The sequence below is a fragment of the Sphaerimonospora thailandensis genome, from assembly GCF_016863115.1.
Taxonomy (GTDB): Bacteria; Actinomycetota; Actinomycetes; order Streptosporangiales; family Streptosporangiaceae; genus Sphaerimonospora; species Sphaerimonospora cavernae.
This window is the reverse complement of the sequence record NZ_BOOG01000011.1, coordinates 72,361-98,484: the sequence shown is the minus strand read 5'-3', so window position 1 is coordinate 98,484 and position 26,124 is coordinate 72,361. Positions and strand designations below refer to the sequence as shown.

Here is a 26,124-nt window from a genome sequence, read left to right as displayed (position 1 = left end):
TCCCGGCCAGGCCCCGCGTCCACGGGGAGAAAGCGCTCTCCCACCTCCGTCCGACGTGAATCCCAGATAACGAGAATCGTTACTGATCCACGTATTGACGCCACGCGCACCGCGGACCAACCTGTGCTCTGGAAGACACAGAGAGCGCTCTCCTCAAGATCATAAGTACGCGGAGCCCAAGGAGGGTTCATGAGCATCCCCCGCGTCTCCCCCTCAGCCCGGACAACCCGGTTAACCCAGATAACCCGGATAACTCGGATAAATCGCGTAACCCGGTTCGCCGCCCCCATGCTCGCCGCCACCCTGCTGACCCTCACCGCGGCCGCGTGCGGCGGCGGAAGTGACACCTCCCCCCAGTCGGGCGGCTCCGGCGGATCGACTGAGAAGATCAAGCTGACGGTGGGGCTGTTCGGCGACTTCGGCTTCAAACCGCTGTATGAGGAGTTCAAGAAGACGCACCCGAACGTCGAGATCGAGGAGCGCCAGGCGGCCGCCGACGACCATCACACGAACCTCGCCACCCACCTGGCCACCGGCGCGGGTGCGGCGGACGTCGAGGCCATCGAGGTCGGCTACATCAGTCGATTCACCCCGCAGCCGGATAAATTCGTCGACCTCAAGCAGTTCGGGCTGGACAAGCGGCAGAGCGACTACCTCGACTGGAAGTGGCAGCAGGGCCTCGCCCCCGACGGCTCCATCATCGGCCTCGGCACCGACGTCGGCGGCCTGGCCATGTGCTACCGCACCGACCTGTTCGAGAAGGCCGGGCTGCCGACCGGGCGTGACGAGGTGTCGGCCCTGTGGCCCACGTGGGAGCAGTACATCGAGACCGGCAAGAAGTTCGCCGCCGCGGCGCCCAAGGACACCAAGTTCTTCGACAGCCCCGGTGAGATCATGCGTGCGATGATCGCCCAGGCGCCGGTCGGCGTCTACGACGCTCAGGACAACATCGTCGTGGGCACCAATCCGGACGTCAAGAAGGCATGGGACCTGTCGGTCCAGATGATCGAGGACGGCCTGTCCGCCAAGATCGGCGCCTGGACCCCCGAGTGGAACACCGGATTCGCCAAGGACTCCTTCGCCACGATCATCTGCCCGGCGTGGATGACCGCCTACATCCAGGACCAGGCCAAGAGCGCGGCCGGCAAGTGGGACATCGCCGCTGTCCCCGGAGGGGCGGGCAACGCCGGCGGCACCCATCTCACCGTGCCGAAGCAGAGCAAGCACCCCAAGGAGGCCGCCGAGCTGGCCGACTTCCTGACGTCGACGCAGAGCCAGGCCGCCGTGTTCAAGGCCATCGGCAACTTCCCGTCGACCCCCGCACTGTACGACCAGCCGGACATCCAGAACTTCACGAAGGACTTCTTCAACGGCGCCCCGGTCGGCAAGATCTACTCTGACGCGGTCAGGAACCTCAAGCCCCAGCACCTCGGCCCCCGTGAGGGCGACGTGCGGACGGCGATCGGCAACGGCCTCGGCCGGGTCGAGCAGGGCCGTCAGAAGCCCGACGAGGCGTGGGCCCAGGTCCTCAAGGACGTCGAGAACATCAAGTAGCCCGGATGCCCCGAGAAAGCAGTTCCTCGACCCGTTCGTTCGTCGAACAGGAGAGCCGACCGCCTGCCCCGGCCCGCGCGGCCCGGGCAGGCGGCGGCCGTCGGCCACTGGTCGCCCGCCTGAGCCGCCGGCTGGGGCGTACGGCCACGCCGTACACCTTCGTCTCTCCTTTCTTCCTGCTCTTCGCGGCCTTCGGCGTCTTCCCGCTGATCTACACGGCCTGGGTCTCGCTGCACGACTGGAACCTGCTGAGCAGCGAGAACCCGTTCATCGGCCTGGAGAACTACCGCGAGCTCTTCACCGACGGCTACTTCTGGAACGCGGCGTTCAACACCCTGTCCATCGGGCTGCTGTCGGCGATCCCCCAGCTCGCGCTGGCGCTGGTGCTCGCGCACCTGCTGAACCGGCCGCTGCGCGCGCAGACGCTGTGGCGGATCACGCTGCTGCTGCCCAACGTGACGAGCGTCGTCGCCGTGGTGGTCATCTTCAGCCAGCTGTTCGGACGTGAGTTCGGGCTGGTCAACCTGGTGCTCGGCGTCTTCGGGATCGACCCGGTGAACTGGCAGGCCGGCGTGGGCAGCTCGCACATCGCGATCGCCGTGATGATCATGTGGCGGTGGACGGGCTACAACACGCTCATCTACCTCGCCGCGATGCAGGCCGTGCCACGCGAGCTGTACGAGGCCGCGACCCTCGACGGGGCGTCCGGCGCCAAGCAGCTCCGGCGGATCACGATCCCGATGATCCGTCCGACGATCATCTTCACGGTCATCGTCACCACGATCGGCTCGATGCAGATCATCGCCGAGCCGCTGCTGTTCGGCGCGCAGGTCAGCAATGGCGCCGCCGTGACCGGCGGCACCGACAGGCAGTTCCAGACCCTGGCGCTCTACCTCTACGAGAAAGGATTCCGGAGTTTCGAGTTCGGCTACGCCTCGGCGGCCGCGTGGGTGATGTTCCTGCTCGTGGTCCTCGTCGTGGGCTTCAACTACCTGGTCGTACGGCGCATGCGAGGTGGACTGGATTGAGATCGCCATTCAGATCGCTGCGCAGGCATCCGCTCACCTATCTCACACTCACCGCGGTGGCGTTCTTCTCGGCCTTCCCCATCTACTGGAGTGTGATCGTCGCCTCGCACGACAACGCCGCGCTCGCGGAGGTGCCGCCGCCGCTGCTGCCCGGCGGCAACTTCTTCGCCAACGTGGGGCGGGTCTTCGACACCGCGCCGTTCGCGCTGGCGCTGCTCAACTCGGTCATCGTGGCCGGCGCGATCACGCTCTCGGTGATGCTCTTCTCCACGCTGGCCGGCTTCGCCTTCGCCAAGCTGCGCTTCCGCGGGCGGAACGCGCTGCTCCTGCTGACGGTGGTGACGATGATGGTGCCGACGCAGCTCGGCATCATCCCGCTCTACATGCTCATGATCAAACTTGAGTGGACCGGGACGATGTACGCGGTCATCGTTCCCGCGCTGGTCAGCGCGTTCGGCGTGTTCTTCATGACGCAGTATCTGAGCCGCGCGCTGCCCACCGAGCTGCTGGAGGCCGGGCGGATGGACGGCTGCGGCACGTGGCGCCTCTTCTGGCACATCGTCATCCCGGCCGCCCGCCCGGCCGCGGCGGTGCTCGGCATGCTCACGTTCATGACCGCCTGGAACGACTACTTCTGGCCGCTGGTCGTCCTCACCCCGGACAACCCGACGGTGCAGGTCGCGCTGTCCCAGCTCGCCAGCGGGTACGTCAGGGACTTCACCCTCGGCCTGACCGGCACGGCGGTGGCGACCTTGCCGCTCGTGCTCATCTTCGTCATGCTCGGAAAGCAGATCATCGGAGGAATCATGCAGGGAGCTGTTAAGGGATGACGGTCTTTCCCGACGGCTTCGACCGCTTCCCTTTCCCTGACGACTTCGGCCGCTTCCCTGACGGCTTCATCTGGGGCGCCGCGACGGCGTCGTACCAGATCGAGGGCGCGGTCACGGCGGGCGGCCGGGGCGCGTCGATCTGGGACACGTTCTCCCACACTCCGGAGAAGGTGGCCGACGGCCACACCGGCGACGTCGCCTGCGACCACTACCACCGGTACGCCGAGGACGTCCGGCTCATGGCCGACCTCGGCCTGAAGGCGTACCGCTTCTCGATCGCCTGGCCGCGAATCCAGCCGACCGGGGCCGGGCCGGTCAACCCGGACGGTCTCGACTTCTACGACCGGCTGGTGGATGAGCTGCTCGACCAGGGCATCGCCCCCTACGCCACGCTCTACCACTGGGACCTGCCCCAGCCGCTGGAGGACCTGGGCGGCTGGACCAACCGGGACACGGCCTTCCGGTTCGCCGACTACGCCCTGGCCGTACACGACCGGCTCGGCGACCGAGTGCGGACCTGGACGACCCTGAACGAGCCCTGGGTGTCGGCGTTCCTCGGCTACTGCTCCGGGGTGCACGCGCCCGGGCGGCACAGCCCGGCCGAGGGGTTCCGGGCGGCGCACCACCTGCTGCTCGGACATGGCCTGGCGGTCTCGGCCCTGCGTTCGGCCGGCGCGGCAGAACTGGCGCTCACCCTCAACCTCGGCACGGTGCTGGGTAAGGACGAGGAAGCCGTGGCACGGGTGGACGCGCTGCTGAACCGGCAGTTCCTCGACCCCGCGCTGCGCGGGCGCTACCCGGCGGAGGTGCTGGAGATCGCGGCCCGGCACGGGGGCCTCGAGCACATCGGGGACGGCGATCTCGCCGTGATCCACCAGCCGATCGAGCTGCTCGGGGTCAACTACTACTGCCCCACGACCGTCTCGCGCTCGCCCGGCGAGCCGGCCAATCCGGCTTATCCCGGCACCGAGGACATCCGGTTCGAACCGCCTACGGGACCGGTGACCGCGATGGGCTGGCCCATCGAACCGGCGGGCCTGGAGTCCCTTCTCGTACGGCTCTCGCGTGATTATCCCGAGGTCGGACTGCTGATCACCGAGAACGGCGCGGCCTTCGACGACGAGGTGAGAGACGACCGCGTCCCGGACCCCGACAGGATCCACTACCTCGACGGGCACCTGCGAGCCGCGCACGCCGCGATCACCGCCGGTGTGGACCTACGCGGTTATCTCGTATGGTCCCTACTGGACAACTTCGAGTGGGCCTACGGCTACCACAAGAGGTTCGGAATCGTGTACGTCGACTTCACGACCCAGCGACGCCTCCCCAAGGACAGCGCGCTGTGGTATCGGGAAGTCATCAAACGCAACGGGCTTCAGGGGGAATGAATGAGGCGACCCACGCTGGAGGCGGTCGCGGCACGGGCGGGGGTGTCCCGCGCGACCGTCTCCCGGGTCGTGAACGGCCAGCTCACCGTCACTCCGCAGATCAGGGAGGCGGTGCTGCGCGCGGTCGACGAGCTGGGATACGTCCCCAACTCGGCGGCGCGCAGCCTGGTCACCCAGCGGACCGGCTCGATCGCCCTGGTCGTGTCCGAGCCGCCGACCCGGGTCTTCTCCGAAGATCCGATGTTCGCGACCGTCATCCGCTCGGCCAGCCTGGAGCTCGAGGCGGCCGACCGGCAGGTCGTGCTGATGCTGGCCGGGTCGGCCAAGAGCCATGCGAGGATCGAGCGGTACATCGCCGGCGGTCACGTCGACGGCGTCATGCTGATCTCCATGCACGGCGCCGACCCGCTGCCCGCCGCGATCGCCCGCATGGGCGTCCCCGTCGTCTCGTACGGCAGGCCCGCCGTGCCCGTGCCCCTGCCGTACGTGGACAACGACAACGTGGGCGGCGCGGAGAAGGCGGCGCGGCACCTGCTGGACCGGGGACGACGCCGCGTCGCCACCATCGCCGGACCGCAGGACATGATCGCCGGGCAGGACCGGCTCACCGGCTACCGGAACGCGCTGCGTGACGCCGACCGCCGCTCGATCGTCGCGGTCGGGGACTTCACCCGCGAGTCCGGCGCGGTCGCGATGCGGCACCTGCTGGAGGACGATCCCGCTCTGGACGCGGTGTTCGTCGCCAACGACCTCATGGCGGTCGGCGCGCTGCAGACGCTGCGGCAGGCCGGCCGGCGGGTGCCGGACGACGTCGCGGTGGTCGGGTTCGACGACATAGAGGCCGCCCGCTACACCGAGCCGCCGCTGACCACCATGAGGCATCCGGTGGTCGAGCAGGCCGCCGCGATGGTCCGGCTGCTGCTCGGCCTGTTCGAGGGCGGCCCGGCCGATCCCGTGATCCTCCCCACCGAACTCGTCGTCCGCGAGTCCGGGTGAGGATCAGCTTTCCAACGCCGGAGGCTCAGCCTTCCAACGCCGCGGGGATGCGGTCGAGTGCGCTGAAGGGGGCCAGGCCGTACGCGTAGAAGTCGACGGCGTCGGCCCCCGCCTCCCCTGCCTCGCGGACCTTGGCCGCCAGCTGCTCCGCTGAGTCGGCGTCCGGGACGCCCGGCCGCAGCACCGCGCGCAGCACCGGGTTCTTGCCGATCGAGCGGCGGTAGGCCGCCAGGTCCTCGGCCACCCGCCGCGGGTCCCTGGCGTAGGCGGGGACGGCGAACGACGGCACGAGATCGCCCAGGGCCACCAGGTCCACCCCGAACTGCCAGGCGTCGTGCGCGGCGAGCCCGGCCGGGGGCAGCCCGTCGGCATAGCCCTTCCAGGCCCCGGTGGCGTCCAGGAACGTCAGCACGGCGCCCTCGGCGGTGACGGCGGCGGACACCTCGGCGACCAGCGACGTGACACTCTCGGACCGCGCCCTGGCGTAGGCCACGACCTCCGGCCCGGCGTAGGCCGTGAGAGCGGCCCGGGTGACCTCGCCCTCCGCGGGAGGGTCGCCGTCGAGCACGCCCGCGACGATCCTGGCGCATTCCTCCCTGGCCACCTCCGCCTTCACGCCCAGATCGGTCGCCCGGCGCATGCAGTGATGGCAGAAGCACAGGCCGAACAGGAAAGCGTCCATCGGCCCGAACTCCACGAAGCAGCGCTCATGGTGGCAACCGTGCGCGAACATGCCGAAGTGCAGCGCCTCGGCCACGACCGTGTCCACCCCCTGACGGGCCACCGCGCGGGCCAGCGCCACAGCGTACGACCGGACGTCGGGATGGGACGGGCACAGATCGGCCGGCGAACCGCGGTCGCCGAAGCAGCTGCGCACCGTGACGTCGAGATCAGCCTGGCCCAGCGCGGCGTTGCGCAGGAACACCGTCCAGCCGTGCAGCTCGAGCCCCCGCTCATCGCATTCCCGGCGCAGTTCGGTGAGCGGCCGATCCCCGGCCCCCGGTTGGACCGGCGGGACGAGCCGCAGCCCGGCGAACACGTCCTCGGGCGGCGGGAAGTGCACCCCGTCCCGGCGCAGCGTGAGCCGGGACGCCCCGTGCGGGGTGAGGTCCCTCGCCTGCTCGCAGGCCGCCGCGACCGTCACACCCCGCAGGCCGTACGCGGTGACGCGGTCCAGGACCTGGTTCACGCCTTCGTCGCGGAAGTCCTCGACGAAGGCGTAAAGGGCGCCGTCCATGCTCACCGCTCCCTGGGAAAGCTCGGAAGGTTCAGAAGAACGTGGCGATCAGGTCGACCACGACGTAATCGTCGTCGACCACCGGGATGACCCGCCACTTGTCGAACGCGGTGCACGGATGCGAGATGCCGAAGGCCACCAGATCCCCCGGCCCCAGATCCCCCGGCCCCAGATCCCCCGTCCCGGCCGCGCCCTGGGCGGGCCACACCATCTGGGCGTGCTGGTCCCAGACCTTGACGACCTTCGGCCCGTCCTGGTCCGGCCCGTCCCGGTTGGCCCCATCCCGATTGGGCTCATCCCGGTTCGGCCCATTGATCGGCTTGGTCTCGCCCGACAGGCCGCGCCGTACGGCACGGGCGACCGGAAGGTCCAGGTCATAGGGGACGTCCCGCTTGCCCATGCCCACGAACGCCAGGCCCGGCTCCGGCACCGAGAGCACCTGCGCCCACACCTCCAGCGCCGGTCGCAGCCCGGCCAGGCCTCCGACCTGACCCCCGGCCTGACCCCCAGCCTGGCCTCCGGCCGCCGGCGCGATCCGGTTGTACGGCGTGTGCTCCCGGTAGAACCCGTCGTCGTGGGCGATGTAGGCGCCGCTCCGGAGGATGGCGAGCGCGTTCAGGCCCGACTCGCCGGTCAGCGGCGACAGCTCCTCGGCGACCAGGTCGAACCACGCGCTTCCGCCCGCCGAGACGATCAGCCGGCCCGTCACGTACGGCGCCACCGCCTCGGCCGCCTCGCGGAACTCGCGCAGGAAGGCGCGCACCCCGTCCGCTCCCGGCTGGGTGCCCTCATAGCAGGCGACCCCCGCGAGCTCGACTCCGCGGGCCTCGCGCACCGCCTGGGCCACCTCCAGCAGCGCGGCGGTGCCCCGGCAGCCGGTCCGGCCTCCCTCGTGGCCGAGCTCGATGAGCACCCGGAACGGCACGGCGCCGGCGGCCTCGTCGAGAACCCGCACCCCCTCGACGGAGTCGACATAGCAGAGGAACTCGAAATGCTCGATCTCGGCGGCCAGCCAGCGAAGCGCCGCCACATCGAAGATCTCGTTGGCGAGCAGCACGCGCGGCACGCCGAACTTCCGGCAGACCAGCACCTGGGCGGGCGTCGCCGCGGAGATCCCCCACGCGCCGGCGTCGAGCTGGGCCTGGAAGAGCTCGGGAGACATCGTGGTCTTGCCGTGCGGCGCGAAAGCGAGGCCGTGCTCCGCGGCGAACCGGGCCAGCGCGGCGAGGTTGTGCTCCAGCGCCGACCGCTTGGCCACCATGACCGGCCAGGTGAACGCCCCGCCGAACAGCGAGTGACCGGCGACGGCGAACTCGTCCGCCGCGATCGGACTGCCTGGCCGCAGGAAGCCACGGGTGCTCCAGCCGATGACGATCTCGGGACGCTCGAGGCGGTCCGCGAAACTCACCTCGTCCCCCTCATCGTCCCGCTCATCGGTGGGCCCCTCAACGCCGGCCGGACGGCACAGCTACCTCGCTGGATCGTACTGGACCGGTCAAGCCATCCCGAACCAGACAGGACCTTCAACCGGGCAGGACCATTATGGGACGGGGCATTCGATGCGCCGCTGCACCGGCCGGCGTGCGAGCACGTCGCGTGCCTGCTCACGGGCGAGGTTCCAGCCGTTCCACGGGTCCCGGCGGTAGAGCTCGTTGGCCACGATGACCTCGAACAGCACGCAGCTCCGGTCCGGCTCGGGCAGCCGGTCCAGGGCCGGCACGGCCTCGGCCCCGAGATTCCCCAGGTAGCGGTGGTCCAGGCGGTCGACGCCGCGTACGGCCAGCTGGGTCTCCGCCACTCTCGCATCAGGGTTCCAGATCGCGAACACGAGCATCGCGGCCCCGGTGAGCAGCACGAGACCGCGGGGGAACCAGCGCGCGCCGCGACGCGACAGCCGCAGCGCGCCCGCGACCAGGACGAGCACGAACACCGCGGCGAGCCACCAGATCGTGGCCCCGACCAGCGCCCGAAGCCGGGACATTCCGTACGCGTCGATGTACAGATCGAGGCGGTGCACCGCCGAGGCGAGGATGACCAGCGTGAAGGCGCACAGCAGCCCGAGCAGCACGGCGAGGGACCAGCGGTCCCCGCGGCCGTCCAGCCTGAGCAGAACGGCCGCGGCGGCGACGATGCCGAGCACGAAAACGCTGACCGTGACGAGCTCGAAGAAGCCCGACCTGGCGTACTGCGCGTAGGTCAGGCCCGCCGTCGACAGCACCCGCCGGTTACCTCCGAAAAGCACGGCGACCTGCACGGCCACGAACGAGGCGAACAGCAGGTTGAGCCCGATCAACGGGATCATCCACAGCGTCCGGCCGAGGGAGATCCGCAGGTCGGGGTTGCGCGGCTCGGCGACCGGCCGGAGCGCGACCAGGACCGCCGCCGCCGCGAGCGCCGCGAAGACCGCGAACACGAAGGCCCGGTACGGCACGCCGCTCGCCCACTCGGGGGTCCTGAGCAGATCGGACACGAAGGTGGAGAACACCGCGTCGGCCGACATGAACAGCAGCCCGAACACGAGGAGCAGGACCGCGGTGACGACGACGCTCACCACCACGGGCAGCAGCTTCCGGCGCCGCAGCAGCCGCCGGGTCGGCCCCGAAAGGAACCACGGCAACGGAAGCAGCGCGACGACGACCGACAGACCGCCTCTGATCACATCCAGCCAGTTCTCGCCGCCGCCCGACAGTGCGAGCGCCGCCACGCCGAACCCGGCGAGCAGCATCGGCGTGACCATCCAGTCCGCGTCGCGCAGCAGCGCCACCGACACCAGGGCGTACGCCAGCAGGCCGAAGGTCACGGTCCACGGCGTGAGGCGTTCCCGCCGGTGCCGCAGCACGACCGGAAGCGCGGCGCCGCCGAGGGCGACCGACGTCAGCACCAGCCCCAGGCCCAGGGGGGCGGACGGCACGGCCAGCGCGGCCACCAGGCCGACCGCGGCCACGGCGGGAAGCAGCCACCTTGGTGCGTCCGGCAACTCGGGCCGGGGGAAGATCGGCGGCGGAACGTAGTCGGGCGGCATGGGATGTCTCTTTCTGCTCGTGTCGACGGTGATGCTCGTGTCGACGGTGATGACGGGGTGCCTGTGGGAGCTGGAGCCCGCGGTGGCGGAGGGGTGCGAGGTGACGACAGGGCGCGCGGCGGCGGCGTTCGACGAGCCGACGGCCGCCCCGCTCACGGCGCCGGCGCAGGTCAGCAGCAGCATCGTGATGGGCCCGATCGCGCCGCCCAGGAAGAGCCCCAGGAAGAACGCGATGAACAGCCCGGCGCCGAAGCCGACGAACATGCCGATCCCCGCGCCGAGCGCCGCCTTCGCCGTTACCGCGGCGACCCGCCGATCTGGGTAGGCGCCCCCGGCCTCGGCATGGACCGCTGCCCCGGAGATGGTGACCGCGTCGACCAGTGCGGGAACCACGGCCGACCCAGAAACCACGGCCGACCCAGAAACCAGGGCGGACTCAGGAACCAGGGCGGACTCAGGAACCACAACGGACTCAGAAACCACGACCGACTCAGGAACCATGACCGGCTTGGCAACCACCCCAGGGTCGGGAACCGCCACTGGTTCGATCGGTCGGTCCGGTACGGGAACCCCGCCGGCCATGACCGATTCGGCCGGGAGCATGACGACCATCCGGCAACCCCGCAGCTCCCGCCGGCCGCCCGTCTCGACGTCGGCGGCCCTGATCGAGCCGCCGTGGAGTTCGACGATCTCCTTGGCGATGGCGAGGCCGAGGCCGGCGCCGCCCGCGTCGGCCGTCCGGCCCGAGTCCAGCCGGGAGAAGCGTTCGAAGATCCGGGTCCGGTCCTCCGGCGGGATGCCGGGACCCGCGTCGGTGACGTCGAGCTCCAGGCCCGGCTCGGCGAGACGCGCCGCCAGCCGCACCGTCCCTCCGTCAGGGCTGTGCCGTACGGCGTTGTCGAGCAGGTTGGCGAGGACCTGCGCGAGCAGGTCGGGGTCGGCGCGCACGGTCAACCCCGGCCGGACCTCGCTCACCACGGTGACCTCGTTCCGGCCGAGCCCCGCCTCCGAAGTGGCCTGCCGGCACAGCGAGGCGAGATCGATCGGCTCGGGCTCGATCAGCCGGACGCCCGAATCGAGACGCGACAGATCCAGCAGTTGGGTCACGAGGCGGCCGAGCCGCTGTGTCTGGGCCAGCGCCGTGCCGAGCGTGTCGAGATCGGGCGGGGAGACGCCGTCCACGACGTTCTCCAGCACCGCCTGCAGGCCCGTGATCGGGGTCCGCAGCTCATGGCTGACGTTGGCCACCAGCTCGCGCCGCTGCCGGTCCACCTCGCCCAGGTCGGCGGCCATCGCGTTGAACGCGCGGGCCAGTTCCCCCACCTCGTCCCTGGAGGTCGCCGACACGCGCATGCCGTACCGGCCCTTGGCGATCGTCTGGGCGGCGGCGGCCATCTCGCGCAGCGGCCGGGTCATGCCCCGGGCGAGGAGTTGCACCATGATCAGCGCGAGCACCACGGCGATGGCGATCCTGACATCCCGCGACAGGCCGTAATTGATGCCGACCTCGTTCACCACGAACGCCGTCACCACGGCGAGCACGATGACGATGCCGAGTTTGACCTTGATCCGGCCGAGGAAGTCCAGCGGCCTCATCGCTCTCATCCCCGGCTCAGGTGCGGGCGAGCGCGTAGCCGACGCCGTGGACCGTGCGGACGACCTCGGGGCCGAGCTTGCGGCGCAGCGCGCGGACGTGGCTGTCGACGGTCCGGGTCGCGGCGGCCTCGGAGAAGCCCCAGATGTCGGCCAGCAGCCGCTCCCGCTCGAACACCTGGCCCGGACGCTCGGCCATCCGCCGCAGCAGGTCGAACTCGGTCCGCGTGAGCTGCGCCTCGACACCGTGCACGAAGACCCGCCGCTCGGCCGTGTTGATCTCTACGGCGCCGACGCGGATCACCTCGTCTCCCCGGGCCAGCAGGCCGGCCCGCTCGACCCGCCGTAACAGCGCGTGGATGCGGGCCACGAGCTCGCGCATGCTGAACGGCTTGGTGATGTAGTCGTCGGCCCCCACGCCCAGACCGACGAGCACGTCGGTCTCCTCGCCGAGCGCGGTCAGCATGAGCACCGGGACCGGACGGGCGGCCTGCATCCTGCGGCAGACCTCCAGCCCGTCCAGGCCGGGCAGCAGCCGGTCGAGGACCACGACATCGGGTTCGGTCCTGGCGTAGGTCGCGAGCGCCCCCGCTCCGTCGTTCGCGACCAACACCTCGAAACCCTCCGCGACCAGGCGGTGCCGTACGGCTCGCGCGATCGTCTCGTCGTCCTCGACCACGAGGACGCGGCGCTGCCGGGGAGGCGGCTGGGGAGTGAGCATGCCGGAATCGTAGGACGACCTTGTGCAGACCTGTCGTGCCGTTATGTGAAGATCTCGTGCATCTCGTCGGAGGGGCGAAACTACGAAATCCGCAGCTAAGGGTGGGCGTTTCGGTCCCTGGTTGGGGGTAGCCCGAATACGACCAGAGAGGAGGCGCGAATGGACCGCCAGACCAGGCCGGAAACAATGCAGGAGAACGACGTCATCGACCTTCTGCTCCGGCAGCATTCCCTCATCAGAGATCTGTTCGACGAGGTCGACAGGTGCCGGGGGGATGAGCGGAAGGAAGCGTTCAGCCGACTCGTCCGCCTGCTCGCCGTTCATGAGACGGCCGAGGAGGAGATCGTCCATCCCTTTGCGCGACGCAAGTTGGTCGGCGGCGACAACATCGTCGACAGTCGCCTGCAGGAGGAGGCTGAGGCGAAGGAGATGCTCAGCCGCCTCGACGACATGGACGTGACGACGCCTGAGTTCACCCAGGAACTGGAGAGACTCAGGGCAGCCGTGTTCGCCCACGCCGCCGCCGAGGAGCGCTATGAGTTCGCCGAGCTGAAGGCGGCGACCAGTGAGGCCGAGCGCAGGTCGATGGCCGTGGGAGTCAAGGCCGCCGAGGCGATGGCGCCCACGCACCCGCACCCGGGCGGCCCCGAGTCTGCGACCGGGAACATCCTGCTCGGCCCGCCGATCGCGATGATGGACCGGGCGCGCGACGTGATCCGCAAGGCGATGGGCAAGTCAGAGTCCGGCGAAGGCTGAAACCGTGTGACATCCGCGTGGCACGGCCGCGGCCCGACCGAGGGTCGCAGGCCGTGCCCGAGGAAGGGGAACTCGGCGGCAGGCTCGTACGTTCCCTTGGGCGACGCAGCAGAGAACACGAAAGGCCGAACGATGTCGCCACTCGGAAAGTACTACGTGGGTGCGGGGATTGTGGCCGTGCTCGCCATCCTCCTGCCGCTCCCCTCGATCCTGACCTGGCTGATCGTGCTCGGCGTGCTGGGCGGCCCGGTCATCGCCTACTTCATGCTCGACGAGTCGCAGCGTGCGCGGCTGCGCCGGATCCGCCGCCGCCAGATCGGCCGCTGAAGGTCCTGCTGAAGGGCCTGCCGCCCAGGGTCTCAGGGAAGCGCGTCCTACACCGCCGCGACCGCGAGTTGCTTGCGGACGCGGTCGGTGGCCTTCCGCTCCATGACGAAGGACAGGAACGGGATCGTCCCCGAGAGCAGCACGAGGATCAGGTAGCCGATGCCCCATCGGGCCTTGAGGCCGAGGTTGAACGCGGCCACCAGGTAGACCATGTACAGGAAACCGTGAGCCTGTCCCACGACCATCACCGCTGTGGGGCTGTCGAATCCGTACTTGGCGACCATGGCGCCGCAGAGCGCGAGCAGCATCACGCCGACGATGTACGCCATGACCCGGTAGAACTTGAGCGCGGTAGCCACGTTGATCATTACCTCTGCTGGAAGTCGTTCATCACACGATATCCGCACCGGTGGCCGGTCCTCCCGGCGCCGCCGGGGCCGCCTGGCCGGTACGGTTCGCCCGGTCGGACCGTACAGCGTCGCGTACGAAGTGGAACCACATGTAGACCGCGAAGAGCGCGAAGACCCACCACTGGGCGGCGTATGCCAGATTGCGCCACGTCAGCCCCATGCCCTCGGTGGGCGGCGGCACGGCCACGGGCGTGGCCCGGGAGGCCGGCTCCTGCGCGGTCGCGACGACGAAGCCGTCGCGCAGCGGAGCGTCGGTCCACACGTTGATGAGTTCCGAAGTGGACACGGTGGCCACCTGCCCCGCCGGCAGCGCCCGCGCCGAGCGCTGCACCGCGTCGGTCTGCTCGGCCGGGCGCAGCCGTCCCGTCACCGTCACGGCCCCCTCGGGCACGGCTGCCGCCGGGTCCTGCGGCGAGGACACCCAGCCGCGGATCACGGCGACGAGCGTGCCGTCCGCCAGCCGCAACGGGGTGAGCAGCCAGAATCCCTGGCCTTTGGCCGCCCGCCCTCCGGGGGCGTCCACGTCGGCCACCCGGTCGGCCACCAGAAGCTGGCCACCCGCGTCGTAGGCGCCCGTGGCGGTCACCCGCCGGCCCACCACGTCGACCGGTGTGTGCCGGCCCGCCTGGGTCAACTCGGCCACGGCGACCGGCGGCGGATCCGCGGCGAGCCTGGGCTGGCCCGATGCCTCGAAGACGCCGAGTTGCCAGCGTCCGAGCAGTGTGAAGGACACGAGCACCCCGATCACCAGCAGGTGCAGGGCCACCAGCCGGGGAGCGAGCAGGGTACGCAACATGCACAACACGCTATCCGCTGACGGCATCGGTCCCGCACCCGGCGGAGAATCCGACAAATCGCTTCGAGGGCTCTCGGGGGTCGCTAGAGTTGCGCCCATGTCCGACCCTCACATTGACCCGGCCGGCAACACTCAGGCGTTTCGCGCGTTCGCGCATCAGCAGGACGCCGCGGCCGCCAAGGAGCAGCCGTCCCGGCTGCCGATATGGATCGCCGTCGCCGTGGTGCTCCTGGTGGCGCTGGGCGTGGTGGCCTATCTCATGCTCGGCTGAGCTGAGCTGGAGTGACTTCAGCGCGTTCTCAGCACGAGGGCGCTGCCGCCTCCGCGCCGGGAGGGCTCGGCGACCGCCTGCACCCTTCCACCGCCGAGGAACTCCAGTCCGGTCGCCGCGCCGATCTCCCCGGCCGGCGGGCCCGGGACCGGGACAAGCGTGTGACCGAGAGCGGTGAGCGCCGCGCCGTACCGGTCGAGGAACGCGGGCTCGGCCTGCGTGGCCGCCGTGTTGCGCTGGGTCGCGCGCGGAGCGGCGATCGCCTCGGGCAGCGACATCCCGAAGTCGATCCGGTTGACCAGGATCTGGAGCACGGTCGTGATGATCGTCGATCCACCGGGCGATCCGACCGCCAGCCACGGCCTGCCGTCCTTGAGCACGATCGTCGGCGCCATCGACGAGCGGGGCCGCTTGCCCGGCGCGGGCAGGTTGGGGTCACCCGGCGCGGGGCCGAAGGTGAAGTCGGTCAACTCGTTGTTCAGCAGGAACCCGCGGCCGGGCACCACGATGCCGCTGCCGCCGGTCTGCTCGATCGTGATGTTGTACGCCACCACGTCGCCCCATTTGTCGGCGACCACGAGATGGGTCGTCTCCGGCCCCTCCGGCTGCTCCCCCTGGGGTGAGGAACCCCGGGACGGCGCGGGCGACAACGGCGCGGCGCAGGCCGTGAAGGGCCCGTCCGGCGCACCCGGCGCCGCCGGATGCGGCAGGGCGACCGGCCCGATCAGGCAGGCGCGCTCCTTGCCGAAGACATCGGACAGCAGCCCGTCGAGCGGCACGTTCACGTGGGCCGGGTCGCCCACATACGCGTTGCGGTCGGCGAACGCGAGCCGCGAAGCCTCCAGATACCGATGCAGCCGCTGGGTCCGCGGCTCCTGGCTTCGAGACTCGACCCCCGGCAGCGCCTCCAGGATGTTCAGCGCCTCGCCGACCGTCGATCCGCCCGACGACGGCGGCGCCATGCCGTACACGTCGAGGCCCTCGTAGGTGACCTTGGTGGGCGGCCGCTCGATCGCCCGGTACGCGGCGAGGTCGGCCTTCTCCATCAGCCCGGCCCGGACCGTCCGGGTGACGCCGGGAGCCACCGGCGGGCGCTTGACCGTGGCCACGATCTCCCGGCCGAGCGCCCCGCCGTACAACCAGGCCGGCCCGCGCCTGCCCAGCTCCCGGTACGTCCTGGCGAGGTCGGGATTGCGGAATACCGACCCGACGGGCGGCGGGCGGCCACCGGGCAGGAAGAGGGCGGCGGTCGAGGTGAAGTCCTTGAAGCGGTCGGCGTTCTGCGCGGTCTGGTCATGAAAGGTCTGGTCGACGACGAAGCCCTTCTCTGCCGTCTCGATCGCCGGGCGCAGGGCCTGCCGCAGCGACATCGTGCCGAACCGGCGCAGCGCCAGGTCCCACTGCGCGACGCTGCCCGGCACCCCGACGGACAGGCCGCTGGTCACGGCCTCGTCGAACGGGATTCCCTCGAACGTCGTGGCGGTCATGGCCCGCGGCGCGGTCTCCCGGCCGTCGATCGTGGTGACCCTCCGAGTGCGGGCGTCGTAGTAGACGATGAAGCCGCCGCCCGCCAGGCCCGCCGAGTACGCCTCGGTCACGCCGAGCGTCGCCGCGGCGGCCACGGCGGCGTCCATCGCGTTGCCGCCCTGACGCAGCACCTTCAGCGCCGCCCGGCTCGCGTCCAGGTCCACGGTCGCCACCGCCCCGCCGTACCCCTCCGCCACCGGCCGCTTGGGGCCCGGTCTGCGCCGGGCCGACGTCCCCGCCGGGTCCGCGGCGTACGGCCCGGGCGCGGTCAAGGCCGACGGTAGGACTGCCGGCGGGAGGACTGCCGACACGAGGACTGTCGGCGGGAGGACTGTCGGCGAGAGGTCTGTCGGCGGGGTCACCAGGCCGGCAAGCGTGACCAGCCCCAGCGACGCGACCATGGCACCTCTCATCCCGCGACCTCCGCCCCTGTCGCCCACACCACACTGCGGGTCACCTCAGCATGACTCACGACGTCAGGATCCGCACGGGAATGTCCGGTTGTGGACGCGGGTGGCCGGGCTTGCCGTGTCCCGGCTCTGGCGCCGTCGGCCCGTCGACGCGGCGGAGCCGGCGAAGGAGTCCAAGTGATCCCAGTCCTGCTCGCCGACGATCAGGCACTCGTACGAGCCGGGTTCCGTGCCCTGCTGGACGCCCAGGACGACATGGAAGTGATCGCCGAGGCCGGTGTGGGCGCGGAAGCCGTACGTCTGGCTCATGAGCATCACCCGGACGTCGCGCTGATGGACATCCGGGTGCCGGGAATGGACGGCCTGACCGCCACCCGCCGCATCGGCGCGGATCCCCGACTCGCCGACACGAAGATCACAATGCTCACCACGTTCGAGCTGGACGAGTACGTCTTCGAGGCCAAGGAACCCCGGATCGCCGCCTGCCTCGATCTGCTCACCGAACGGGAACGCGAGGTTCTCACACTCGTGGGCGGCGGCATGACCAACGACGAGATCGCCGCCATGCTGTACCTGTCGCCCGCGACGGCCAAGACGCATGCGAGCCGCACGATGATGAAGCTCCAGGCTCGCGACCGTGCCCAACTCGTCGTCATCGCCTACGAGTCCGGCCTGGTCAAGCCCGGCTGGCGCAGAGGCCGTAGTGCGGTGCAAGTCACCTCCAACCAAGATCCAAGGCGGCGCCGCGAGAGTTTGATCAAGCATTCCCGGGAGGAGGTGTAAGAAATGACCATTCGCTTGGACGACATCGACGGCGTCGCCGAGCTGCCCGAGGACGCCCTGGACGACATCGTCGGGGGCAGGGACATGCAGTGGGTCGCGTGCGCGTGGACCGCCAGCGCCCACCAGGGACAGACCGTCGACAAGCGCGACATCGTCATTCCCTGAAACAGGGTGTGAAAAAAAGCGGCGTGCCCGCGCTTACCGGGCACGCCGCCTCTGATGATAGGAAATTCGGTGATTCTGCTACTCAGCGCCAAGGACGACGAGTCGGTGAAGCTGGTCGTCCCCGAACTCGTCGAGCGAGGTGCCGAGTTCCTGTGGTGGGACCCGGGCGGTTACCCCGCCGACAGCGCGATCAGCTCGCGCCTGACCGGCGGGTCCTGGCGGCACGTCCTGCGCATCGACGGCCGTGAGTACGACTGCTCCCAGTTCACCGCGATCTGGAACCGTCATCCCACGCATCCGCACGCGCCCGAATCGGTCGCCGACGACAACCATCGCAAGTACGTCGAGAAGATCGCCACCATCCTGCTGCTCGGGTGGGAGCACACCGTCGAGAGCCGCTGGCTGCCGGCCAGAACGATGGACATCATCCGCACCCAGAACAAGCTCGTCAACCTCGGTGTCGCGGCTGCGCTGGGGTTCACCACCCCCGACACCCTGATCACCAACGACGATGAGGACCTCATCCCGTTCTGGGCGGAGGCCGGAGGCGAGCTGATCGCCAAGGAGGTGGAGTTCGTCGAGTTCCGGATCGATGGTGAGGACCATGCGCACTACACCACTCCGGTCAGCCGCCGCCGTCTCACTGACAGGCACCGGCTGGCCCTGTCCCCCGCCATCCTCCAGCCGTACGTCAAGAAGGCCATCGAGCTGCGGATCACCGTAGTGGGCGATCAGGTGTTCTCCGCCGAGATCCACTCTCAGGGATCACGCGCGACCCGGTACGACTACCGCCACTACGAACAGACCTTCTCCACCTACGCGGTCCACCGCCTGCCCGACGACGTCGAGCGCCGCTGCCTGGAGCTGGTCGCCTCGCTCGGCCTGCACTACGGCTGCATCGACATGATCGTCACTCCCGAAGGCGAGTACGTGTACCTGGAGATCAACCCCGCAGGCCAGTGGGGCTGGATCGAGACCATGACCGGCCTGCCCATCGCCGCCTCCATCGCCGAATGGCTCATCGCCGCCGAATCGCACAGGTGAAACCATCCCATGACCAGCACATTCGACGCCGCCCTCACCGAAGCTGCGGCCCTGCTGCGGACGCTGCCACGCCGCCGCGACGACGTGTCCGAGGCCCGGCGGACCGTCGCCGAGTGGAGCGAGACCCGACCTGCCGTTCGCGCCCAGCTCGTCGCCGACGTTCGGGCCGGCAGCCCCATGGTCGACTACGACCTGGTGCTGGCCCACCCCGACGGGGGAAGTGTGGCGCTGACCGCCCCCGCCGACGACGGCGTGCCCTGGACCGTGGATCATTCCACCCATTGGGCCTCCGGCCGGGTCGTCACCGTGGACGGCTTCGGCCTGCTCATCCAGAACGCGCTGCTCACCCTGCGAACCCGGGCCGAGCGGGACACCACGATCCCGGATGAGCTGATCGACTACTGCATCCTGAGCGACATGACCGGCATGGAGTCCCCGCCCACCCAGGAGGAGATCCAGCAGGCGTCCGATGCCTACCGGATCAGGAACGGCCTGCGCAGCCGCGCCGACATGACGCGTTGGCTCGCCGCCGTCGGCCTGAACGAGACTGCCTACACCAGTCACATCTTCGGCCTGGCCCTCAGACAGCGGGTCCGCATCCGCATCGAGCAGGAGACGGCACACGACTATCTGGCGCGTAACCCGGCCGAGTTCGACCAGGTCTGGGCGCTGTGGGCGGAAGGCCCCGAAGATCGTCTCGCCGAGCTGGCAGGCACCTCCGACCCCGATGCCGCCCTCACCCGGGCGCTCGCCTCCCGCGACCGAATCACCGTCACCACCGTCGACGGCCCCGCCCTCGACCTGCCCGAACCCCTGCGCGCCGCCCCTGAGGGAACCGTCGTCGGCCCCGTCGCCCACGGGAAGGCCCACCTGCTCGGCGTCGTCCGCGAACGCCGCCCCGCCGACCCCACCGACCTCCGCACCCTCGCCGCCGCCGGTCGCGCGGGCTTCGCAGAGTACATGGCCGAGCGGCGTGCCAAGGCCGACATCACCTGGCACTGGCTTTGATCTCCTCCTCCTCCATCCTTCCAAAGCTAAGGGAGAGGGATTCCTACAGCTCGCGCCGCCAATCGCTGATCGGCTGGCTGTCTGGCAATGCCGCTGCTCCTCTTCGGACTGGACCGCCTCGTCCAGCCCGGCCTGCGAAGACTGTCCCGCAGGACATCCCCAACGGACCTGCCGTTACTCGTTGTGCTCACAGAGAGTGTCCTTTCTACGACGCCCCACCCATCGCTCTGTGAGTTCACCCGCGTGCACACGCTGCCGAAAGCTGTCAGAAGGGAGGGATGTCGTGATCAGGATCAAGGAAGCTCCTGGGTTCGATACCCGTGGTGCGGTCCCCCGGTGAGCCCTCCACGGGAGAGCCCTCCACGGGAGAGCCCTGCCCAGGTGAGCCCCGCCCAGGTGAGCCCCGCCCAGGTGAGCCCCGCCCGGGAGAGCCCCGCCCGGGAGAGCCCTGACCCACCGGCCCCGGCCCTGATGCCGAGCCTCCGGTCAAGACCTCATCCGACATACTCTCCGACATGATCGGCTCATACTTCTCGGGCAGGCGGCCAGGCGGTGCCTTCGGCCAGTTCCGCGGCTGCGGATCGGGCAGGGGAACCATGATCGGAGGGAGCCGAACAGGGTAGACATGCCCGAGGGGGCTGGTCCAGACGATCATGTCCGGCTCGGGCCTGGACACCCGCCAGCCGCCCTCGTGCTTGGCCCGGTGATCATGACGACAGGCCAACTCCAGGTTGCCCGCGCTTGTCGGACCGGCCGAGGCCCAGTCGACGATGTGGTCCTGGTCGGTCTTGGTGGCGGGCACGCGGCAGCCGGGCCAGCAGCACACCCGGCCACGGATTTGGACATAGCGCCGTAGGACGGCGTCGGCCCGCCGACCATCCCCACCACGACCGGGACTCCACCCAGAACCAGGACCACGGTCATGGCCGGCGCTGGGATCCTGGCCGTGATCGGCTCCAGGGCCACACCCGGGAGCAGCATCCCGCCCGGGAGCAGCATCCCGCCCGGGAAGGGATGCTGAATAGAGATCGCGTGTGGGACCGCTGCCGACACCAGGATCACGATCACGACCGAAGGCGGGACCGTACCCAGGGTCGGACCCAAGACCAGGATCAAGACCAGGTTCAGGACCAGGTTCAGGACCAGGAACAGGACCGGTCCCGGGATCAGCGCCGGACCAGGGGGCGGGACCACTGTCACGCTCACGTTCGGAACACCGGCCGTCGTCGGCGGCGAGCGCGGTGCCCTCTCCAAAGTGGTGTTCCACGCGCGGGCGGGTCTGGCCGAGCAGATCGGCCAGCAGTTTCGACCAGGCATCCCCGGCAACGGGCCGACGCGTCAACTCGCACAGGCGTGCCCAGGTGACCTGCAGTTCCACGATCCCGCCCCGGCGCCTGTCACGGGCCGGGCGAGCGTCACCAGCCGGGCAGGCAGCACGTCCGGAAGAGGCGGTGGCCGGCTGCGGGCGGTGACGGGTGATCCCTGCATGCAGGAGACGACCATCGTCACCGCACACGGCGAAACGCCACTCTCCCGACAGCATCCCGGCGACGACCTGGCGGGCCAGGCCCGCGTGCAGGAATCCCCAGCCGGGCACATGAGCGGGATGCTCATCAAGCCCCATCAGGGTGGTTACCCCGACGCGGATTTCCCCCACCGCCCATCCCCGGCCTCCCGCAACCGGGCCATCCCGGTGCGGTCCGTCTTCGGGGCGGCCAACGGGAACATCACCCCGGCCGCCACCGGGACAGCCGCCGGACGTCATCCTCAGGCCATCCCAGGTCTCGCCCGAGTTGTGGTCGCCATCGGGGCCAGCCGCAGGCGCCACAACACAGCCGTCAGCGTCACAGCCATCACAGCCATCAGAGTTCTCAGAACTACCAGAGCTATCAGGGCTATCAGGGCTATCAGAGCTGTCATGGTGACCGGGAGCAGGATCGTGATCGGCACCGGCATCAGTACCAAGACCGGCGTCGAAATCGGAGCCGGGGCCAGAACCGGGGCCGGCGTCGGCGTCGGCGTCGGCGTCGGCGTCGGCGTCGGGATCAGAGCCAGGACCAGGACAAGGACCGGGGCCGGGGCCAGAACCGGGATCGGGACCGACGTCGGGATCGGGACCGGGACCGACGTCGGGATCGGGATCGGGGTCGATGAAGGGATGTGCGAGGACATGAGCGATGATCTCCTCATCGCTCAACCGCTCAAACGACCCGTCCAGCGACCCCAGAAACAGATCCGCCCGAATATGGTCGATCGGCCGCCGGTCCCCCGCCCGCTTACACGCCCGTGCCAGCACATCGATCCGCTCACACCCGGCCGCCGCCCGATCCAGCGGCAGATCCAGCCCCGACACGCTCGCCGTGCCGTCCTCGCCGCGCACTCCCACCACCCGGCGCCGCCGTACCGCCTCGGCATACCGCTTGTGCGCCCACAACGGATCGATCGCCAGCACCATCTGCTGGATGCGCTCGATCAGCTCCCCGACCGTCCAGCCCGGCGCCTGGCCCACCAACTGCTCACACACCTGGTGGGCCTGCTCATCGGTCAGCCCTACCGTCCAGCGTACGAACGCCACCGCCCTCGGCTCGTCCAGAGCCCCCGCCAGCATCGCCTCCCCCAGCACCGGCAGCCGGCGATGCACATTCCACGCCAGCTCAAAGGTCGTATCCGAACGCCGCCGCGACCACACCAGCGCCGCCCGCGCCTCGTCGGGAGCGAACTCATCCGGCGTCTCCACCCGGCACACGCCATCCCCCGACCCCTGTTCGCGCAGCCCCACCTCCAGCAACGCCAGCAAAAACCACGCCCGCGCATGACACACCTGCCGGTAGGCCGCCTTCAGCACCTCCACCGTGTCGAACCCCGACACCCGGCCCACATTCACCCCGGCCAGCAACCCCGCCAACTCCGCCCCCGGCATCGCACCCGCCACCCCCGTCGGCAACGGCACCGGCTCCGGACCTCCATGATCCAGCCACCCCGCCCACACCCCACTACAGCCAGGGGAACCCGCCGTGGATCCGGCAGCGCGTTCACCGGCTCCGGCACCGGCAGCACCGGCAGGGGCGGATACAGATGCGTCCTCAACGGGCAGGGCCGAAAGGCGCGGTGCGACAGGCTCGCCGGAAACGACCGGCTCACGCAGCGGAACGGACATGGCGGGCACCCCCTCACCGAGTCGAAAGCAACGACCATCCCCGGCCATCAGGACCAGGGACCTTCCTGATGCGGAAATGGCTACTTCATCACTCGGCGCATGGCCTCGAACGGCCCGCCAGCTAAGCTCACCCGTAACGACTGCCCCAACCCTACCTCGAACACTCTGTCGACACAACCCTTCACCCTCTGTGTTCTTCGACGACGACCACTCCGGGGATCGGGATGTTCTCAACCGCCGGTCCCGCGCCCGCCAAAACGCTCGTGCCAGCCAAAACGTGCCAGCCAAACGTGTCGGCCGAAACGCTCTGGATCAGCTCTCCGAGACCGTCACGCCCATTGAGCGTGCCGTACCCGCGACGATGCGCATCGCCGCGTCGACGTCGTTGGTGTTCAGGTCGGGCAGCTTGCGCACCGCGATGGCCCGGAGCTGGGCGTTCGTCAGCCGACGAGCCCCGTCGTGGCCCGGTCTGGCCGCGCCCTTGCCACGCAGTGCCTGCCGGATCAGGAACGACGTCGGAGGAGACTTGTACCGAAGCTCCACCGCCCGGTCCTCGAGCACAGTGACCACGACCGGCACGATCTCACCACGCCGTCCCGATGTGCTCTCGTCGTACTCGCGCTTGATCGCGACGATGTTGACACCCGTCGGCCCGAGCACCTTCCCCAACTCCGCCACCGCGGCGTCGCCCGCCTCGAGCTGAATTGTCGCCTCGAAAACCTTGCGCTTCGCTGCCAAGGCCCGTCCCCTTCCGTCCGTTCTTCCTGGTCTTCCTGCGCAGATGGACGCTAGGAGTTCCAGCGGCTGGAGACTCAAGCCGGAGACTCAAACGGGAACGGGCCGTGAAACAGTTTGAGTCTCCACCTACTGGAGGGTGGAGGCTGTGTGCGTGAACGACCGTGGCGAAGTGCTCACCATCGGGCAACTCGCACGCCGGACCGGCGTACCGGTCCGCACCATCCGCTTCTGGTCCGACATCGGCGTCATCCCGCCGAGTGACCGTACGGCCGGGGGTTATCGGCTGTACGACTCCGAAGCTGTGGCGCGGCTGGACCTGGTCCGTACACTGCGCGAGCTGGGTCTCGACCTGCCGACCGTCCAGCGGGTGCTGGCCAGACAGGCCACCGTGGCGGAGGTCGCGCGGGCGCATGTCGCGGCCCTGGACGCGGAGATCCGCATTCTCCGGGCCCGCCGGGCGGTGCTGCGGTCGGTCGCCGAACGCGCAAGCACCATTGAGGAGATGAAGCTCATGCACGAACTGGCCCGGCTGTCGGCGGCCGAACGACGGCGCGTCATCGACGAGTTCGTCGACGAGGTCTTCGCCGGCACCGATCCTGAGACGCCCGGGGCGGCCATCGCGAACCGCATGCGCCAACTGCCGGCGGAACTGCCCGATGATCCCACCGCCGAGCAGGTGGACGCCTGGATGGAGCTCGCCGAGCTGGTCGCCGACCCCGACTTCCGCCGGCGGGCCCGCGAGATGGCGGTCGCGGGCACCAGCACAGACACCGGCACCGGCACCGGCACCGGCACGGACGTGCCGAAACCGCCGCCCTACGACCCTCAGGCCGTCCTCGATCGGGTTCGCGCCGCCATGGCAGAGGGCGTCGCTCCCCACTCCGCCCGGGGCCGCGAGGTCCTGGATCGGTTGATCGATCCCGGCATGCCGGCCGATGAGCGCGTACGGCTCGCCGACCAGATAGAGCGGTTCACCGACCGCAGGGTGGAGCGATACTGGCAGTTGCTGGGCGTGATCAACGGGACGCCTCCGTTCGAACCGAGCGTGCCCGCCTTCGAATGGCTCATCACCGCGATTCGCGCGCATGCCGAAGGCGGCGCATAAGCACCGCTCAGGGCATCGCGCAGCAACGGGTTCGAGAGACGAGACCGAGATTCCTTCCGGAAAGGAGTCGTTTGCCCGCGAGGCAGACAAATATTACTGGTCGCTGTCGATTGAGCACGTTACGTTGCGAGAATGAACCCGGCAGCGTTGTTCGTCGGCGGGGTAGCCGCCGGTCTCGCCGCCGGCACCGCCTCATGCACGGCGGTACAGGGCGGCCTGCTCATCGGCCTGGTCAACCCGTCCTGCCAGAGGTCGGACAGCCAGAAGTCCGACCGGCAGGGGTCGGGCCGGCAGGGGTCGGGCCGGCAGGGGTCGGGCCGGCAGGGGTCGGGCCGGTCGAGACGGGACCTCGCCATAGTGGGGGCGTTCCTGTCGGCGAGGCTGCTGGTTCACCTCACCGCCGGAGCGCTGCTCGGCCTGGTGGGCTCGGCCGTACAGATCGGTCCGCGGGCCAGGGCGGTGCTCCTCGTCGCCGCCGGGATCGCGGTATTCACCTTCGCCGTACGCCTGCTCCGCATGGGCGGACGTTCCTCGGATCGCCCGGCGCATCGGGATGAGTGCGCGACACGCAGGGCGCCGAGACCGGGTGAACCCGGAGGAGTCCCCCGTGCCGTGCTCCTCGGACTCGCCACGATCCTCGTCCCCTGCGGGGTGACGATCAGCATGGAGATCGTGGCGGTCTCCACGGGAAGCGCCCTGGGCGGCGCCGCGGTCCTCGCCGGATTCGCCGTCGGAACGGCGCCTGTCCTCGCCGCGCTGGGCCTGCTCCTGCGCGGGGTCACCGGGAGGCGGTCGGGCACGCTGACCACGCTGGCCGCGGTCGCCGCCCTCGTCGTCGGAGTCTTCACGATCGGGTCGGGGCTCCGACTGGGCGGCTGGCTCCCCGACCTCGGCTCGGCCGCCGGGTCCTCAGCGTCGGCGTCCGCGACGCTCGCCCGACAGGGACCGGAGGGCGTTCAGCACCTCACGATCTGGGCCACCGGCGAGGGGTTCCGCCCCGGAGTCGCCCGCGCCGCCGCGGGCCACCCGATCGAGATCGTCTTCCGCTCCCATGACAACCGGGGCTGCACGCGCACGCTCTCGATCGACGGCCGGGACGTGGTGCTGCCCGTCACCGGCCGGCAGACGGTACGGCTTCCGCCGCGAGAAGCCGGACGGCTCCGCTACGCCTGCGGCATGGGGATGTACGTCGGTTTCATCACTTTCGAGAGCATTCCCGCAGGCCAAAGGACTTTGCAATAACGCTCCGTGATGGCCA

23 protein-coding genes are annotated in these 26,124 nt (G+C 69.9%); 14 read left to right on the top strand and 9 right to left on the bottom strand.

The genetic code is table 11. The features are described from left to right. Nucleotides 1-189: 189 nt before the first annotated feature. The 5 genes from Mth01_RS05715 to Mth01_RS05695 are packed head-to-tail and all read left to right on the top strand — an operon-like array spanning nt 190 to nt 5,796. Nucleotides 190-1,554 carry an ABC transporter substrate-binding protein gene (locus tag Mth01_RS05715; protein WP_204012376.1) on the top strand — a complete coding sequence of 455 codons (1,365 nt, stop codon included), beginning with the start codon at nt 190-192 and terminating at the stop codon, nt 1,552-1,554. Nucleotides 1,555-1,559: 5 nt separating this feature from the next. Further along, a complete protein-coding gene (locus Mth01_RS05710) occupies nt 1,560-2,582 on the top strand; it encodes a carbohydrate ABC transporter permease (protein WP_204012373.1) in 1,023 nt (340 codons plus the stop codon). Continuing rightward, nucleotides 2,579-3,412, top strand: a complete 834-nt coding sequence (locus Mth01_RS05705; RefSeq protein WP_239089392.1) for a carbohydrate ABC transporter permease — start codon at nt 2,579-2,581, stop codon at nt 3,410-3,412. The genes Mth01_RS05710 and Mth01_RS05705 overlap by 4 nt, the downstream gene beginning before the upstream one ends. Continuing rightward, complete coding sequence (locus tag Mth01_RS05700) at nt 3,409-4,800, top strand: GH1 family beta-glucosidase (protein ID WP_204012370.1); 1,392 nt, start codon at nt 3,409-3,411, stop codon at nt 4,798-4,800. The genes Mth01_RS05705 and Mth01_RS05700 overlap by 4 nt, the downstream gene beginning before the upstream one ends. Then, on the top strand, nt 4,801-5,796 hold the full coding sequence (locus tag Mth01_RS05695; RefSeq protein ID WP_204012359.1) for a LacI family DNA-binding transcriptional regulator: 996 nt from the start codon (nt 4,801-4,803) through the stop codon (nt 5,794-5,796). Nucleotides 5,797-5,821: 25 nt separating this feature from the next. Here the strand turns inward: Mth01_RS05695 and Mth01_RS05690 are convergent, their stop codons facing one another. The 4 genes from Mth01_RS05690 to Mth01_RS05675 form a co-directional block, all read right to left on the bottom strand. Continuing rightward, the gene (locus Mth01_RS05690) at nt 5,822-7,033 is read right to left on the bottom strand and encodes a L,D-transpeptidase family protein (RefSeq protein ID WP_204012356.1); all 1,212 of its coding nucleotides are present in this window, start codon (nt 7,031-7,033) and stop codon (nt 5,822-5,824) included. Between the two features lie 31 nt (nt 7,034-7,064). Continuing rightward, nucleotides 7,065-8,441 (bottom strand): alanine racemase, encoded by a 1,377-nt coding sequence (locus tag Mth01_RS05685; RefSeq protein WP_204012353.1) that lies wholly within the window; start codon nt 8,439-8,441, stop codon nt 7,065-7,067. Between the two features lie 132 nt (nt 8,442-8,573). Continuing rightward, complete coding sequence (locus tag Mth01_RS05680) at nt 8,574-11,651, bottom strand: DUF4153 domain-containing protein (RefSeq protein WP_239089391.1); 3,078 nt, start codon at nt 11,649-11,651, stop codon at nt 8,574-8,576. A gap of 16 nt (nt 11,652-11,667) precedes the next feature. Continuing rightward, entirely contained in the window at nt 11,668-12,369 is a 702-nt protein-coding gene (locus Mth01_RS05675; protein WP_204012347.1) for a response regulator transcription factor, read from the bottom strand. 159 nt (nt 12,370-12,528) lie between these two features. Between Mth01_RS05675 and Mth01_RS05670 the strand changes: the two genes are divergently transcribed. Both Mth01_RS05670 and Mth01_RS05665 read left to right on the top strand, forming a co-directional pair. After that, the gene (locus Mth01_RS05670; protein ID WP_239089390.1) at nt 12,529-13,125 is read left to right on the top strand and encodes a hemerythrin domain-containing protein; all 597 of its coding nucleotides are present in this window, start codon (nt 12,529-12,531) and stop codon (nt 13,123-13,125) included. A 132-nt stretch (nt 13,126-13,257) separates the two neighbouring features. After that, the gene (locus Mth01_RS05665; protein WP_204012345.1) at nt 13,258-13,452 is read left to right on the top strand and encodes a hypothetical protein; all 195 of its coding nucleotides are present in this window, start codon (nt 13,258-13,260) and stop codon (nt 13,450-13,452) included. A 47-nt stretch (nt 13,453-13,499) separates the two neighbouring features. Here the strand turns inward: Mth01_RS05665 and Mth01_RS05660 are convergent, their stop codons facing one another. After that, entirely contained in the window at nt 13,500-13,820 is a 321-nt protein-coding gene (locus Mth01_RS05660) for a DUF3817 domain-containing protein (protein WP_239089389.1), read from the bottom strand. 22 nt (nt 13,821-13,842) lie between these two features. Further along, on the bottom strand, nt 13,843-14,658 hold the full coding sequence (locus Mth01_RS05655; protein WP_204012342.1) for an SURF1 family protein: 816 nt from the start codon (nt 14,656-14,658) through the stop codon (nt 13,843-13,845). A 97-nt stretch (nt 14,659-14,755) separates the two neighbouring features. On the opposite strand from Mth01_RS05655, the gene Mth01_RS05650 reads away from it, so the two are divergent. Continuing rightward, entirely contained in the window at nt 14,756-14,929 is a 174-nt protein-coding gene (locus Mth01_RS05650; RefSeq protein ID WP_204012340.1) for a hypothetical protein, read from the top strand. A 17-nt stretch (nt 14,930-14,946) separates the two neighbouring features. Here Mth01_RS05650 and ggt read toward each other — a convergent pair whose 3' ends face one another. After that, nucleotides 14,947-16,869, bottom strand: a complete 1,923-nt coding sequence (ggt, locus tag Mth01_RS05645; RefSeq protein ID WP_239089388.1) for a gamma-glutamyltransferase — start codon at nt 16,867-16,869, stop codon at nt 14,947-14,949. 174 nt (nt 16,870-17,043) lie between these two features. On the opposite strand from ggt, the gene Mth01_RS05640 reads away from it, so the two are divergent. From Mth01_RS05640 to Mth01_RS05625, 4 genes are all read left to right on the top strand, one after another. Continuing rightward, complete coding sequence (locus Mth01_RS05640) at nt 17,044-17,649, top strand: response regulator transcription factor (protein WP_204012337.1); 606 nt, start codon at nt 17,044-17,046, stop codon at nt 17,647-17,649. Between the two features lie 3 nt (nt 17,650-17,652). Then, the gene (locus Mth01_RS05635) at nt 17,653-17,814 is read left to right on the top strand and encodes a hypothetical protein (protein ID WP_204012334.1); all 162 of its coding nucleotides are present in this window, start codon (nt 17,653-17,655) and stop codon (nt 17,812-17,814) included. Nucleotides 17,815-17,883: 69 nt separating this feature from the next. Beyond that, nucleotides 17,884-18,858, top strand: a complete 975-nt coding sequence (locus tag Mth01_RS05630; protein ID WP_204012331.1) for an MvdC/MvdD family ATP grasp protein — start codon at nt 17,884-17,886, stop codon at nt 18,856-18,858. 9 nt (nt 18,859-18,867) lie between these two features. Next, complete coding sequence (locus Mth01_RS05625) at nt 18,868-19,866, top strand: TIGR04500 family putative peptide maturation system protein (protein ID WP_204012328.1); 999 nt, start codon at nt 18,868-18,870, stop codon at nt 19,864-19,866. Nucleotides 19,867-20,131: 265 nt separating this feature from the next. Here the strand turns inward: Mth01_RS05625 and Mth01_RS05620 are convergent, their stop codons facing one another. Together Mth01_RS05620 and Mth01_RS05615 are read right to left on the bottom strand one after the other, a co-directional pair. After that, entirely contained in the window at nt 20,132-22,816 is a 2,685-nt protein-coding gene (locus Mth01_RS05620) for an HNH endonuclease signature motif containing protein (protein ID WP_204012325.1), read from the bottom strand. Between the two features lie 519 nt (nt 22,817-23,335). After that, complete coding sequence (locus Mth01_RS05615; RefSeq protein ID WP_204012318.1) at nt 23,336-23,761, bottom strand: uL11 family ribosomal protein; 426 nt, start codon at nt 23,759-23,761, stop codon at nt 23,336-23,338. A gap of 151 nt (nt 23,762-23,912) precedes the next feature. On the opposite strand from Mth01_RS05615, the gene Mth01_RS05610 reads away from it, so the two are divergent. Together Mth01_RS05610 and Mth01_RS05605 are read left to right on the top strand one after the other, a co-directional pair. Then, nucleotides 23,913-24,866, top strand: coding sequence for a MerR family transcriptional regulator (locus tag Mth01_RS05610; RefSeq protein WP_204012317.1), 954 nt, complete (start codon nt 23,913-23,915; stop codon nt 24,864-24,866). Nucleotides 24,867-24,998: 132 nt separating this feature from the next. Beyond that, nucleotides 24,999-26,108, top strand: a complete 1,110-nt coding sequence (locus tag Mth01_RS05605; RefSeq protein ID WP_204012316.1) for a sulfite exporter TauE/SafE family protein — start codon at nt 24,999-25,001, stop codon at nt 26,106-26,108. Nucleotides 26,109-26,124 lie beyond the last annotated feature (16 nt).

Excerpts from the sequence above, each read along its gene's own strand:
- Mth01_RS05715 (WP_204012376.1), top strand. The coding sequence starts at position 190 with ATGAGCATCCCCCGCGTCTCCCCCTCAGCCCGGACAACCCGGTTAACC.
- Mth01_RS05710 (WP_204012373.1), top strand. The coding sequence starts at position 1,560 with ATGCCCCGAGAAAGCAGTTCCTCGACCCGTTCGTTCGTCGAACAGGAG.
- Mth01_RS05700 (WP_204012370.1), top strand. The coding sequence starts at position 3,409 with ATGACGGTCTTTCCCGACGGCTTCGACCGCTTCCCTTTCCCTGACGAC.
- Mth01_RS05695 (WP_204012359.1), top strand. The coding sequence starts at position 4,801 with ATGAGGCGACCCACGCTGGAGGCGGTCGCGGCACGGGCGGGGGTGTCC.
- Mth01_RS05690 (WP_204012356.1), bottom strand. The coding sequence starts at position 7,033 with ATGGACGGCGCCCTTTACGCCTTCGTCGAGGACTTCCGCGACGAAGGC.
- Mth01_RS05680 (WP_239089391.1), bottom strand. The coding sequence starts at position 11,651 with ATGAGGCCGCTGGACTTCCTCGGCCGGATCAAGGTCAAACTCGGCATC.
- Mth01_RS05675 (WP_204012347.1), bottom strand. The coding sequence starts at position 12,369 with ATGCTCACTCCCCAGCCGCCTCCCCGGCAGCGCCGCGTCCTCGTGGTC.
- Mth01_RS05670 (WP_239089390.1), top strand. The coding sequence starts at position 12,529 with ATGGACCGCCAGACCAGGCCGGAAACAATGCAGGAGAACGACGTCATC.
- Mth01_RS05665 (WP_204012345.1), top strand. The coding sequence starts at position 13,258 with ATGTCGCCACTCGGAAAGTACTACGTGGGTGCGGGGATTGTGGCCGTG.
- Mth01_RS05660 (WP_239089389.1), bottom strand. The coding sequence starts at position 13,820 with ATGATCAACGTGGCTACCGCGCTCAAGTTCTACCGGGTCATGGCGTAC.
- Mth01_RS05655 (WP_204012342.1), bottom strand. The coding sequence starts at position 14,658 with ATGTTGCGTACCCTGCTCGCTCCCCGGCTGGTGGCCCTGCACCTGCTG.
- Mth01_RS05650 (WP_204012340.1), top strand. The coding sequence starts at position 14,756 with ATGTCCGACCCTCACATTGACCCGGCCGGCAACACTCAGGCGTTTCGC.
- ggt (WP_239089388.1), bottom strand. The coding sequence starts at position 16,869 with ATGAGAGGTGCCATGGTCGCGTCGCTGGGGCTGGTCACGCTTGCCGGC.
- Mth01_RS05635 (WP_204012334.1), top strand. The coding sequence starts at position 17,653 with ATGACCATTCGCTTGGACGACATCGACGGCGTCGCCGAGCTGCCCGAG.
- Mth01_RS05625 (WP_204012328.1), top strand. The coding sequence starts at position 18,868 with ATGACCAGCACATTCGACGCCGCCCTCACCGAAGCTGCGGCCCTGCTG.
- Mth01_RS05605 (WP_204012316.1), top strand. The coding sequence starts at position 24,999 with ATGAACCCGGCAGCGTTGTTCGTCGGCGGGGTAGCCGCCGGTCTCGCC.